Source organism: Dokdonella immobilis, from assembly GCF_900115085.1.
Taxonomy (GTDB): domain Bacteria; phylum Pseudomonadota; class Gammaproteobacteria; order Xanthomonadales; family Rhodanobacteraceae; genus Dokdonella; species Dokdonella immobilis.
This window is the reverse complement of sequence record NZ_FOVF01000002.1, coordinates 305,249-318,416: the sequence shown is the minus strand read 5'-3', so window position 1 is coordinate 318,416 and position 13,168 is coordinate 305,249. Positions and strand designations below refer to the sequence as shown.

Annotated in this window: 11 protein-coding genes; 6 read left to right on the top strand and 5 right to left on the bottom strand. The window is 65.1% G+C overall.

Annotated features, from left to right (window positions below):
• Positions 1–13 precede the first annotated feature (13 nt).
• On the bottom strand, positions 14–835 hold the full coding sequence (blaOXA, locus tag BM125_RS02640) for a class D beta-lactamase (protein ID WP_092404587.1): 822 nt from the start codon (positions 833–835) through the stop codon (positions 14–16).
• A gap of 150 nt (positions 836–985) precedes the next feature.
• On the opposite strand from blaOXA, the gene BM125_RS02635 reads away from it, so the two are divergent.
• From BM125_RS02635 to BM125_RS02610, 6 genes are all read left to right on the top strand, one after another.
• Positions 986–3,922, top strand: coding sequence for a molybdopterin oxidoreductase family protein (locus BM125_RS02635; protein WP_092404585.1), 2,937 nt, complete (start codon positions 986–988; stop codon positions 3,920–3,922).
• Positions 3,919–5,682 carry an SLC13 family permease gene (locus BM125_RS02630; RefSeq protein WP_092404583.1) on the top strand — a complete coding sequence of 588 codons (1,764 nt, stop codon included), beginning with the start codon at positions 3,919–3,921 and terminating at the stop codon, positions 5,680–5,682. Before BM125_RS02635 ends, BM125_RS02630 begins: the two co-directional genes overlap by 4 nt.
• A gap of 77 nt (positions 5,683–5,759) precedes the next feature.
• A complete protein-coding gene (locus tag BM125_RS02625) occupies positions 5,760–6,788 on the top strand; it encodes a class I SAM-dependent methyltransferase (RefSeq protein WP_092404581.1) in 1,029 nt (342 codons plus the stop codon).
• A gap of 290 nt (positions 6,789–7,078) precedes the next feature.
• Positions 7,079–7,603 carry a 4Fe-4S dicluster domain-containing protein gene (locus BM125_RS20890; protein ID WP_342741285.1) on the top strand — a complete coding sequence of 175 codons (525 nt, stop codon included), beginning with the start codon at positions 7,079–7,081 and terminating at the stop codon, positions 7,601–7,603.
• A 12-nt stretch (positions 7,604–7,615) separates the two neighbouring features.
• Positions 7,616–8,641, top strand: coding sequence for a dimethyl sulfoxide reductase anchor subunit family protein (locus tag BM125_RS02615; RefSeq protein WP_092404577.1), 1,026 nt, complete (start codon positions 7,616–7,618; stop codon positions 8,639–8,641).
• 138 nt (positions 8,642–8,779) lie between these two features.
• Entirely contained in the window at positions 8,780–9,541 is a 762-nt protein-coding gene (locus tag BM125_RS02610; RefSeq protein ID WP_092404575.1) for a DUF481 domain-containing protein, read from the top strand.
• A 51-nt stretch (positions 9,542–9,592) separates the two neighbouring features.
• Here the strand turns inward: BM125_RS02610 and hemC are convergent, their stop codons facing one another.
• The 4 genes from hemC to BM125_RS02590 form a co-directional block, all read right to left on the bottom strand.
• Positions 9,593–10,519 carry a hydroxymethylbilane synthase gene (hemC, locus tag BM125_RS02605; RefSeq protein ID WP_092404573.1) on the bottom strand — a complete coding sequence of 309 codons (927 nt, stop codon included), beginning with the start codon at positions 10,517–10,519 and terminating at the stop codon, positions 9,593–9,595.
• Positions 10,516–11,250, bottom strand: coding sequence for a LytR/AlgR family response regulator transcription factor (locus BM125_RS02600; protein WP_092404571.1), 735 nt, complete (start codon positions 11,248–11,250; stop codon positions 10,516–10,518). Before BM125_RS02600 ends, hemC begins: the two co-directional genes overlap by 4 nt.
• A complete protein-coding gene (locus BM125_RS02595) occupies positions 11,247–12,284 on the bottom strand; it encodes a sensor histidine kinase (protein ID WP_092404569.1) in 1,038 nt (345 codons plus the stop codon). The genes BM125_RS02600 and BM125_RS02595 overlap by 4 nt, the downstream gene beginning before the upstream one ends.
• A 146-nt stretch (positions 12,285–12,430) precedes the next feature.
• Entirely contained in the window at positions 12,431–13,105 is a 675-nt protein-coding gene (locus BM125_RS02590; protein WP_092404651.1) for an alpha/beta hydrolase, read from the bottom strand.
• Between the last annotated feature and the right edge of the window lie 63 nt (positions 13,106–13,168).

Genomic DNA, 13,168 nt, shown 5'->3' with positions numbered 1-13,168 from the left:
CTGAGACCCGCCCCTACGGTTGATGGCCGAAGGCGCCGACTTCGGCCAGCAGTTGCCGGGCCAGGGGCAGGCGTTTGGCGGCGTCGGCAGAATCGGGCATGTCGATGTTGAGGGCATAGAACCAGCGCCGGCCATCGCGTTCGAGCCAGCCGACGACCCAGCCGAGATCGGCCTTGCCGTCGGCGGCACCATGGGTCGCCCAGCCGGTCTTGGCATGCAGGATCCAGCCTGGCGCGTCCTCGATGATCGTGATGCGGCGCACGGCTTCCTGTGCGCGTTCGGAGAATGGCAGCGATCCATTGGCCAGGCGACGCAGGAATTCGACCTGCTGGATCGCCGAGATGCGCAACGATTCGTCGAGCCAGAACATGTCGATGGCGCCGCCGATGCGATGGTTGCCGTATCCGACCTGGTCGAGCCAGCGCTGCATGCGACCGGCGCCGATGCGGCGGGCCATTTCCTGATAGAACCAGACCACCGAGTACTTCATGCCGCTGGCCAGGCTGTGGTCGCGGTTCCACATCGGGTACATGCGCTCCTTGCCGTCCCAGCGGATCACCTCGAACTCGTCCTTGACCGCCCCGCTGTCGAGGGCGGCCATCGCATTGAAGACCTTGAAGGTCGAAGCCGGCGAGTAGGCGCGGCTGGCGCGCTCGCGGTCATGGACCAGCCAGCGTTGGCCGGTTTCGTCGTAGATGACGGCGGTACCGGCAACGCCCGCTTCGCTGAACAGACGATTCCAGCTGTCCTGCTCCTGCCAGTCCGGCGAACCGGCACGTGCGTGCATCGCGAGGGTCCCGAAAAGCGCCCATCCAAGCCACTTCATAGCTGGCATCAGGCATCTCCATGAAAAACGAAAGAGCGCGCAGATTCGAGTCGAAACAAGGATTTGCGCGGCCCGAAATCTGGCTTTTCCCGGGCAGTGCCCCTGTGCCCGGATTTAACCATTACCATCACGGATTCCTGAACAGCGCACGCCTGGAAGATGCCGCACGCCTCTCTGGCCCTGAACACGCCCACCGGTGACGAGGTCAAGACGACCACGTGCTACATGTGCGCGTGCCGCTGCGGTATTCGCGTTCATCTGAAAGATGGCCGCGTCCGCTACATCGATGGCAATCCCAGGCACCCGGTCAATCGTGGCGTCATCTGCGCCAAGGGCTCGTCCGGCATCAAGCAGCATTATTCGCCGGCGCGCCTGTCCAAGCCGCTGCTGCGGGTCGGCGAGCGCGGAGCCGGCGAGTTCCGCGAGATCGAATGGGACGAGGCCCTTGCGCTCGCTGCCAAGTGGCTGGGCGACATCCGTGCGCGCAACCCCGACGAACTCGCCTTCTTCACCGGCCGCGACCAGTCGCAGGCCCTGACCGGCTGGTGGGCACAGCAGTTCGGTACGATCAACTACGCCGCCCACGGCGGTTTCTGCTCGGTCAACATGGCCGCCGCCGGCATGTACAGCTTCGGCGGCAGTTTCTGGGAATTCGGTGAACCGGACTGGGACTTGACCCGGTACCTGATGCTCTGGGGCGTCGCCGAGGATCACGATTCGAATCCGATCAAGCTCGGCCTTGGCAAGCTCAAGGCGCGCGGCGCGAAGATCGTCGCGATCAATCCGGTGCGCACCGGCTACGGCGCGATCGCCGACGAGTGGGTGCCGATCAATCCGGGCACCGATGGATTGCTCGCCGGCGCCCTGATCCACGAATTGCTGCGTGCAGATCGCATCGACCTGGACTACCTGGTGCGCTACACCAATGCGCATCATCTGGTGATCCGCGATCCGGGCGCAGCCGACGACGGCCTGGTCGCGCGCGACGCGGAAGGGAATGCATTGTGCGCGGCACGCTCAAACCTCCGTCATCCCGGCGCAGGCTGGGGTCCAGCGACTTCAGGCTCCGCGGAACAGGCACACGGTTCCCGCCTTCGCGGGGACGACGGTGAGGAACATGAAATCGTTCGGGCGAGTGATGTCGGGATCGCGCCGATGGTGGTCGGCGAATTCACCCTGCCCGACGGGCGCAAGGCGGTGCCCTCGTTCCAGTTGCTGGCCGAACGATTTCTATGCGACGACTATGCACCGGCCGCGGTCAGCGAGCGCTGCGGGGTCAGCGTCGAGACGATCCGGCGTCTCGCCCGGGAACTGGCCGAAACCGCCTTCGACCAGGCCATCACGCTTGACCAGCCCTGGACCGATGCACACGGCCGCCACCACGAGACGATGCTCGGGCGTCCGGTCGCGATGCACGCGATGCGCGGCATCTCGGCGCACGCCAACGGATTCCATACCTGTCGCACCCTGCATGTCCTGCAGATGCTGCTCGGTGCGATCGACACGCCCGGCAGCTTCCGCTACCAGCCGCCGTATCCGAAGCCGGCACCACCGCCGAACCGGCCGGGCAAGTCGCGCAAGGACAACGGCGCGCTGGATGGCGGTCCGCTCGGTTACGTGCAGTCGCCAGCGGACCTGCTGGTCGATGCCGAAGGAAGGCCGCGCCGACTCGACAAGGCCTACTCCTGGGAGTACCCGCTGGCCGCGCACGGCCTCATGCATTCGGTGATCCGCAACGCCTGGGCCGGCGACCCGTACCGCATCGATACGCTGTTCATGTTCATGGCCAACATGGGCTGGAACTCGTCGATGAACACGAGCGAGACCCGGGCCATGCTCTGCGATCGCGATGCCGCGAGCGGCGAATACCGCATTCCGCACATCATCTATTCCGACGCCTACCTGTCCGAGACGGTCGCCTTCGCCGATCTCGTCCTGCCCGACACGACCTACCTTGAGCGCCACGACTGCATCAGCATGCTCGACCGCCCGATCTCGGATGCCGATTGCGCGGCCGATGCGATCCGCCAACCGGTAATCGCGCCGGATCGCGAGGTGCGGCCGTTCCAGGACGTTCTGATCGACCTCGGCGCGCGGATCGGCCTGCCAGGCCTGGTCAACGAGGATGGCACGGCGAAATACCCACGGGGCTTCGCCCAGTACATGGTCGAACACGAGCGCGCGCCGGGCGTCGGCATGCTCGCCGGCTGGCGCGGCGATGACGGCACGAAGAGCGGTTTCGGCGAACCGAACCCCGCGCAGATACAGCGCTATGTGGAGCACGGCTGCGTCTGGGAGGCGCGCGTCCCCGATTCGGCGCGCTACTACAAGATGGCTAATCGCGACTACCTGGCCTGGGCCCGCTCGCTCGGTTTCCTCGGCTCGACCGAACCGATCGTCCTGCAACTGTATTGCGAGACCCTGCAGCGATTCCGCCTCGCCGCGCAGGGCCATGGCCCGCAACAACCTCCCGAACGCGAGCGCGAGCGTGTCGAACGTTATTTCGATCCGTTGCCGATCTGGTACGAGAAGGTATCTTCATGCGGATCGGTCCGCGCAGTGCAGAACGGAACCGCAGATCCCTGTGCGGACCTCTCGGAAAGCGCTCGATACCCCCTCTCAGCCATAACCCAGCGGCCGATGTTCATGTACCACAGCTGGGGTTCGCAGAATGCCTGGCTGCGCCAGATCACGGCGCGCAACTTTCTCTATCTCAACCCGCAAACCGCGGCCGCCCACGGCGTCGCCGACCGCGACTGGATATGGCTGGTCTCGCCGCTCGGACGCATCCGTGTGCAGGCCAGGCTGCACGAGGCAACCGCTCCGGGGACGCTATGGACCTGGAACGCGATCGGCAAGCGCAAGAGTGCCTGGAAACTCGATGCCGATGCGCCAGAGAATGTCGATGGCTTCCTGCTCAACCATCTGATCGACGAACGCCTGCCGGCGAGCACGGACCCGCACGCCTACGCCAACGCCGATCCGGTCACCGGCCAGGCCGCCTGGTTCGATCTGCGCGTCCGCATTGAACGCGACCCCGAGCCGCATCAGGATGGGCATCGCATCGAACTCCGCCCTGCGAGGACCTCCGGATGACTGCCCCGCAATGGATGACCCTGATTCTCGTCATCGGGGCGATTTCGCTGTTCGCCAGCGAGAAGGTGCGCATCGACATCGTCGCCCTGATCGTGCTCGTGCTTCTGGTCGTACTGCAGTTGATCACGCCAGCCGAGGCCCTGGCCGGGTTCAGCAACGAGGCAACGATTACGGTAGCCGCGATGTTCGCGTTGAGCCTCGGCATCGAGCGTTCGGGAGCACTCGATCCACTCGGCCGGCTGCTCTCGCGGATTCGGAAACCCTGGTTGCTGACCCTGTGCCTGATGCTGGCGATCGCACCGATGGGCGCCTTCGTCAAGAACATCGCCCTCGTCGCGACCTTCCTGCCACTGGCTCTGCGCGTCTGCGCGAATACCGGCACCTCTCCGGCGCGCGTGCTGTTGCCGATGGCCTACGCGGCGCAAATGGGCGGCGTCTGCACGCTGATCGGCACCTCCTCGAACCTGCTCGCCGACAGCCTGGCCCAGCAGCACGGCCTGTCCGGTTTCGGCGTTTTCGAGTTCACCCGCCTCGGCGCCCTGCTCGCCGTGGTCGGCATCACCTACTTGATGCTGGTCGGGCGCTGGCTGCTACCGGAGGAGATCTCGCCGGTCGCCGCCGCCGAGACCGACATCGGCAAATATGTGACCGAGCTGAAAATCACCGCCGATTCACCGCTGGTCGGCCAGACCATCGCCGATGCCAAACTTGGCGACAAATTCGGGATTTATCCGCTCGAATTGCTGCGTGGCGATCGCCACCTGTGGTCGCCGCGCTCGCAGCAGCTCGAAGTCGACGACGTGCTGCTGGTGCGCGGCGACTGGGACAAGATCGAGGATTTCCGCAAGCGCGCCGTGCTCGAAATCGACCCGGAGAACCGTTACGGCCACGACAAGAGCAGCGCGCGCACCCTGGTAGAGGTCATGGTCAAGCCAGCCACCACGATCGAGGGCAGCTCGCTCGAGGAGCTCGATTTCAAGAGCAACCACGATGCGATCGCCCTGGCCATCCACCAGCGCGGAAGGATCCTGCGCGACAAACTCAAGGACGTGCGCCTGACCGCCGGCGACGTCCTCCTGCTGCTGGTCAGCGACGAAGCCGCGTCCGCCCTGCGCAGCGACGAGCGCTTCGTCGTGCTGAGCGAGCGCGAGGACACGCGACGCACCTCGCGGCGGGCGATCGCGGCGGTGCTGATCATGGTTTCGGTGGTGGTCATCTCGGGCCTGCACTGGCTGCCGATCCCGGTTGCGGCGATAGCCGGCGCCGTGGCCATGGCGATTGCGGGTTGCTACGGCCGCAAGGATCTCTACCAGGGCATCGACTGGAAGATCATCGTCCTGCTCGCGGCGATCCTGCCGCTCGGCACGGCGATCGAGAACAGCGGCCTGTCGCACACCCTGGTCCAGGCCGGCATGGGCATCGTCGGCGAGCACGGCCCGCTGGCCGCCCTGCTCATGGTCTACCTGCTGACCGCGCTGCTGACCGAGCTGATGGGTCACAATCCGTCAGTCGTGCTGATGGTCGGCATCGCCATTTCGGTGGCGCATACGGTCGGCGCCGATCCGCGCCCGTTCGTGGTCGCCGTCGCCTTTGCCGCAGCGACCTCGTTCGCGACACCGGTCGGCTATCCGACCAATACGATGGTCTACTACGCGGGTGGCTACCGCTTCATGGATTTCATGCGCGTCGGCATTCCGCTGATCGCGATCTTCTGCGCCCTGTCGATGTACCTGATCCCGCTGTTCTGGCCGCTGCGCTAGCTGTGCGATGGCGAACACGACTTTTTTGAAGGAGCCCTCGAACCGATGAACCCGTACGTCCCGATCCGCCAGACATCGTGCAACGCGAAGGCCTGCCACAGATGATCGGCCGCCTGCTCTCACGCACGCGACGGGCGCTGACCGGGCCCGACAATGAGGCGATCGTCTGGGCCTACCGGCTCTTCCTCGACCGCGAGCCGGACGATCCTCGCACAGTCAGGCAGATGGCCGCTGCCCTGCGTGGTTCCGCCGAGATTCGCCGGTGCTTCATGGCCTCGGAGGAGTTTGCCCTTCGGGCGAACGGCAACCGGCGACCTTCACTTTCAGGCAACGAGCAACGCATGCGCATCGACGACGTCGATGATCCAACCGAAGTCGCGCGATTGCTGGAACATATCGCCAGAACCTGGACGCGCTTCGGTGATACCGAGCCACACTTTTCCGTCATCACCAACGAGAAATTCAAGCCTGCGCAACTGGCGGGGAACATCGATGCATTCAATGCCAGTGGAAAGGTCGACGTCGAACGGCTCACGGCCGCCCTCGCGCGTGCCGGCTTCGAACTTCGCGCCGACACCACCTGCCTCGAACTCGGCTGCGGCGTCGGTCGGATCACGGCGTGGCTGGCGCGTCGCTGCGCGCATGTGCTCGCGTGCGATGTTTCGCCGGGACACCTCGCCCTTGCCCAGCAGCACCTTCAGGCCGAGGGCATCACCCAGGTCGAGTTCAAGCGCCTGGTCGGCATCGAGATGCTCGACACGCTGGCACCGTTCGACCTTTTCTATTCGGTCATCGTGCTGCAACACAATCCACCCCCGGTCATCCGCGCAATCCTCGAACGTGTGTTCGCTCGGCTAAGGCCAGGTGGCTTCGCCTACTTCCAGGTGCCGACTTTTCGCGTCGACTACGAATTTCGACTCGAACACTACCTGCGCGAGGACTTCGACAAGCAGGCGATGGAGATGCACGCCATTCCCCAGGCGACGATCATGCGGACCGCGAGGAATCACGGCCTCGATCTGCTCGAGGTCATCGAAGACAGCTATACCGGGATGCGACCGGGCGAAGTGTCAAACACCTTTCTGCTGCAGAAGCGAATGCCATGACTTCGCTTCCGACTGCCGGCCCGAGGAAACTGGGGCTCGTCATCGATCTCGACACCTGCGTCGGCTGCCATGCCTGCGCGGTCGCCTGCAAGGAATGGAACGATGGTGGTGCCTTCGGTCCTTTGCCTGACGCCGATCCGTACGGGGCCGAGCCGATGGGGGTCTGGTTCAATCGGGTGCATGGTTATGAAGTGCAGGGATCAGGGATTGGGGATTCGAGATTGGGTAAAGCGGAGCCGCGAGCTGCTCGTTCGAATCCCGAATCCCCAATCCCGAATCCCGCGAATGCAATGAGCGTCCACTTCCCCCGTTCGTGCCTGCATTGCGAGACGCCAGCCTGCGTGACGGTGTGTCCAACCGGGGCGAGCTACAAGCGCGCCGAGGACGGCATCGTGCTGGTCGACGAGGACAAGTGCATCGGTTGCCAGTTGTGTGCCTGGGCATGTCCCTATGGCGCCCGCGAGCTCAGTGCGAAACGTGGAGTCATGCAGAAATGCACGCTGTGCGTCGACCGCATCTACAACGAGACGCTCGATGAAGCGGACCGTCAGCCGGCCTGCGTGATGGCCTGTCCGACCCGGGCGCGCCATTTCGGTGATCTCGGCGACAGCGACTCCGCTGTCTCGAGACTGGTGGCCGAGCGCGGCGGCTACGCGCTGATGCCGGAGCTGGGCTACGCGCCGGTCAACCGCTACCTGCCACCGCGACCGCGTCGTGACGGGACGACCGCAGCGAAGGCGACCGTCACCGAATCGATCGACACCGCGCAGATGTCGCCGCTGCTGCGCTGGGTCGATCGCGTCCTTTCGCGCTGAGAACCACAGACCATGCGGCCGAGCTTCTCGATCCTCTTCTTCACCGTCATGTCCGGGGCCGGGTATGGGTTGTGGATGATTGTCGGCGTTGCCCTGGCCATGTTCTGGCCGGAGACATCCTCCGGCGAATTCCTGACCCTGCTGCGCTGGCCAGGGTTTCACATCTATGGGCTCGCAGCCGGGTTCCTGCTCGTCAGCTCGGGCCTGCTCTCATCGCTCTGGCATCTCGGCAGACCCGCGCGCGCATGGCGGGCCTTTTCGCAGTGGCGCAGCTCGTGGCTATCCCGCGAGGGCGTGACCGCGATTTTCACGTTCGCTCCGGCCCTCGGAATTGCCGTAGTGGTGGCTCACGATGCATGGATCATGCGCACGATCGGGGACGAGCCGGTGGTCGGCGGTACGCTGTGGTTCACCGCGACGACCCTGGCCATACTCGGCACGCTGCTCGCAATCGGCTCCGTGCTGACCGTGTTCTGCACGGGCAACATCTATGCTTGCCTGAAGCCGGTGCGTGCCTGGCACAACCGCTACGTCGTCGCCGGCTATCTGCTGCTCGGCATCTACAGTGGCGGCCTGCTCGCGTGGGCCCTGTGCACCTTGCCCCATGGCCACATGCGCGGCACGCGCTGGCTGCTGGCCGGCGTAGTGGCAGCGGCCCTGGCCGGGGCACTGCTCAAGCATTTCTACTGGCGCTTCATCGACCGCGAACGCGAATCGACGACCGGGGTCGCCACAGGCCTGGGTCATCTCGGAACGGTACGCTCGTTCGAACAGCCGCACACCGAAGAAAACTACCTGACCCACGAGATGGGATTCCGCATCGCCCGCAAGCATTCGCGCAAGCTGCGGCGGATCGTGGTCGTGGCCGGATTTCTGCTCCCTGCGGCACTGGCCCTGCTGGCCGTATTCGTTCCGGGATCGTGGCGCGTCGGCGCCTGGATCGCCCTGGTGACCGGAATGACCGGCCTCTTCGTCGAGCGCTGGCTGTTCTTTGCCGAGGCCAGGCATACCGTCATGCTCTATTACGGCGCGCGTTAGGCCAGCTGCAAACAATCGTTTCGGCTGCAACGCCTCTGGCGCCTGTTCACTTGGCATTCAATTCGGGCCGTTAGCATCCCCGCCCAACGAGCCCTTCCGGGCACCGACGTCAATTCCCCAGAAAGCAAGGTATCGAAGATGAAGAACGCCGTTCTGGCGAGCGCCCTGTTGCTCGCGATTCCCGCCATGGTCCACGCCGAAGACGGTGAATGGACCGGTGCCGGCGAAGTCGGTTTCGCCGCCACCTCGGGCAACACCAAGTCGCAGAACCTCAATGCGAAGCTGGCCTTCAAGAAGGAGGATGCGCAGTGGAAGCACAACTTCTTCCTCAATGCATTGCGCAGCAAGGGCGAGACCGACGGCGACTACAAGCTGACCGCGAACCGCTACGAAGCGGGCGCCTCGTCGGGCTACAAGTTCGACGAACGCAGCTACCTGGTCGGCGCCGCGCGCTACGAGAACGACGACTTCTCGCCGTATTCCTACCAGTGGGTGATCTCACTGGGCTACGGCTACACGATCATCAAGAACCAGCAGACCGAGCTGTCGGCCGAAATCGGTCCGGGTTATCGGCGCCTCGACAAGCGGCCGTATACCGTGACCGCCGGCGACCCACCGGTGACCACGATCATCGACCCCGATGTCGAGGGCAACGTGGTCGGTCGCGGACTGATCACGTTCAAGCACAAGTTCAACGACGTGACCTCGTTCGAGAACACGAGCCTGATCGAAACCGGGTCGAACAACACCTTCCTGCAGAATGATGCCAGCCTTGCGGTCAGCATGAACGAGAAGCTCGCGCTCAAGCTCGGCTACCAGATCCGCCACAACTCGGATGTCAGCCCGGGCAAGAAGAAGACCGACCAGCTGGTCACGACCAACCTTGTCTACAAGTTCTGAGCCAGCCACTGCCGGGAACGGATCCGTCGGATCCGTTCCTTTCCCGTGAGTTCAGGCCGGGCTAAGGCGGCCGAGGATTTCCGCGGCGCCGCGTTCGAGCAGCAGTTCGGCCACCTGTTCGCCGAGGGCAAGGCCGCCCTCGCGCCCTGACCATTCGACCTCGGCCCGGACCAGATCGCCGCTCCCCGCATCGCCCACCAGGCCGTACAGGACCAGACCACTTTCGGTCTCCACGCAATAGCCGGCGACCGGCACATTGCAGCTGCCGTGCAGGCGGCGGTTCATCGCCCGCTCGCTCTCGACGCAGCGCCGCGTTCCGGCATCATCGAGCACCCCGACCAGGGCGGCGACGCCGACATCCGCAACACGTTGTTCGATGGCGATCGCGCCCTGGGCTACCGCCGGAATCCAGTCGGGCGCCACCAGCCGTGACCGGATGCGCTCGCCCAGCCCGAGCCGCTCGAGGCCGGCACAGGCCAGGATAATCGCGTCGTAGTGTCCGTCGTCGAGCCTGGCCAGGCGCGTGTTGACGTTGCCACGCAGGTCGAGAAGGCTCAGATCGGGCCGCAGCGAACGCAATTGCGCCTGCCGACGCAGCGACGAGGTGCCGACACGGGCCCCTTCCGGCAATTGATCGAGGCGCTCCACGGTGTTGCTGACGAAAGCATCCGCGGCGTCGGCGCGCTCGAGCACGGCGCCGATGGCGAAACCCGGCTCGAGTTCCATCGGCACATCCTTGAGCGAATGCACGGCAATGTCGGCCCGATGCTCGAGCATCGCGACTTCGAGTTCCTTGAGGAACAGGCCCTTGCCGCCGATCTCGGAGAGCGGACGATCGAGGACCTGGTCGCCGCGCGTGGTCATCGGCACCAGCTCGACTTCGAGATCGGAGTGGACGGCGCGCAGGCGCGCGGCGACATGCTCGGCCTGCCACAGGGCCAGCGCGCTCTTTCTCGTGGCGATGCGCAGATGCTTCACAGCGATCGCACCAGCTTGCGCAGTGCCGGCAGGTTGCGCCGGCTGACTTCGAGCTCGGCGTCGACGTTTTCGAGCCGGGCCAGCACGCGGCCGTCGGCCGTGCGGTCGAGTCCGGACAATTTGTCGAGTGCGACCAGACAGTTGCGATGGATGCGCACGAAGCGCGTTCCGAATTCGGACTCGAGCGACTTCAAGGGTTCCTCGATCAGCACTTCGCTTCCGGCATGATGCACGATCACATATTTGTCCTCGGCCAGCAGGTAATCGATTTCGGCGATCGGAACCAGCACCAGGTTGCCACGGACCCTGGCGCAAAGGTGGCTGCGCTCACGCGTCGTGGCTTCGTTGTGCTCGATCATCCTGAGCGCTTCGCGGTTGAAGCGGCCGGCGCGCTCGATGGCCGTGCGCAGGCGCTCGGCGCGGATCGGCTTGAGCAGGTAGTCGACTGCGTTGGCATCGAACGCGGCCAGCGCATGTTCGTCGTAGGCCGTGCAGAAGACAATGGCCGGCGCGTTCTCGAATCCACCCAGATGGCGCGCCGCTTCGAGTCCATCCATGCGCGGCATGCGGATATCGAGCAGGACCAGGTCCGGCTTCAGGCGTTCGACCGCTTCGATCGCCTCGCGACCGTCGCTCGCTTCGCCGACCACCTCGACCGAATCGAGGGCGCCGAGCAGGTCGACCAGGCGCTCCCGCGCAAGTGGCTCATCGTCGACGATCAACGCTTTCATGGCTTGGTTTCGTCTGGCATGCGCACAGTCACCGTGAATTCCCCGCGCGCCGGTTGCACGACCAGGGCACCCTTGTCGCCGAAATGGTACGCGATGCGCGCGCGCACGTTGCCGAGCGCATGCGCATTGCGCGGTTGTGCCGCATCATCGGGTACCGGATTGCGCACGACGATCTCGACCTCACCGTTCCGGCGGCGTCCGCGAATGCTCAGGGTGCCGCCCTGCGGCATGCGCTGGATGCCATGATAGACCGCGTTTTCGACCAGTGGCTGCAGCAGCAGGGGCGGCATCGGCAGGTCACGCGGCAGGCCCGCGATATCCAGTTCGATGTTCAGGCGCTCGCCGAGGCGCAGGCTTTCGATGCGCAGGTAGTGGCCGATCAGATCGAGCTCCTCGCCCAGGGTGGCCAGGGTTTCACGCGTACCGAGGGCGGCACGAAACAGGTCGGACAGGTCTTCGACGGCCCGTTCGGCGTCGAGCGGCCGCTTGCGGATCAGGCTGGCGATCGTGTTCATGCTGTTGAACAGGAAGTGCGGCCGGATGCGCGCCTGCAACGCATCCACCTGGGCCTTGGCGGCGGCGTGCACGCGCTCCTGCCACAGCTCGCGAATGTACAGGTAGCGCAGCAACGCGGCGGCGATCAGGGCGCAGATGGCGGCGTTGCCAAGGGAAAATCGCCAACCTGCCCCGGACGGCGCAGTCAGGCCGAAACCCAGGGCATGATCCATCGAATAGACCACGGCGCTGCCGAGCGCGGTGGTGACCACGGCCAGCAGCCATGCCGCGAAGAATCCCCAGCGTGCGGGCAGTCGTTCGAGCGACTCCCGCGACGAGCACAGGACCACGGCGTTGAGCAAGGCCAGCCATTGCACGAAGACGCTGGCGATGGCGAGTTCGATGAGCCAGGAGCGCGCGACCCGGTCCGGAGCCATGGCGATGACCAGGGCGACGATTTCGGCGACCACCATCAATGCGTACAAGGTCGGCAGGCTGCAGAACTGCGGCAACCATCGATGCTTTTCGGCTTCGGCCATGCCGGCTCCCCAGGCGAATGCGATACGCCGACCCACGTGGTCGTCGGCGCTGTCCGTGCTGGAGCCCGATCCGGTCAGGCCAGCTCCCGGCTCCCACCCGCAAAGCTTCCCCCATGCCAGCCTGACAATCCAGCCGGCGATGCGGCTCAAGCGACCGCTGGTGCCATTCGTTCACCGAGCCAGGTGCGCAGGTCGCGGATTTCCTCGCTGCAGACCTGATGGGCCATCGCATAACTGTGCCAGTCGACGCTGTAGCCATGGGCGCGCAGGAAGTCGCGGCTGAGCATGCCGAGGGTTTGCGGCACAACCGGATCGAGGCTGCCATGGGCGAGGAAGAGTGGCACATGGGCATTGGCCGCCGAACGTTCCGCTTCAAGCTGCTTTTCCAGCGGCAGGTAACCGGACAGGGCGATGATGCCGGCCAGCGGGTTGGCATGGCGCAGACCGCCGGAGAGGACCATCGCCGCCCCCTGCGAGAAGCCGGCCAGGAAGATGCGCGTGGAGGGAATGCCACGCTCGACCTCGCGTGCGATCAGCGCCTCCAATTGGGCCATCGAGGCGCGGATTCCGGCTTCGTCCTGGCGCTGGGCGATTTCCATGCCGGTGATGTCGTACCAGGCGCGCATGCTCATGCCGCCATTGATCGTGATCGGTCGCCGTGGCGCGTGCGGAAACACGAAGCGGATCGACGGCCAACCGGCGGCCACCAGTTCCGGCACGATCGGCCCGAAGTCGTTGCCGTCCGCGCCGAGGCCATGCAGCCAGATCACCGCGAAGGTCGGGTTCGGTCCGGTTTCGGTCTGTACGCAGTCGAGCAACATGGGAACTTCCTGGAGGGGTCGACCCGGCAGGCTGCCCGAAACGGATGCCGATGCCAAGCACCG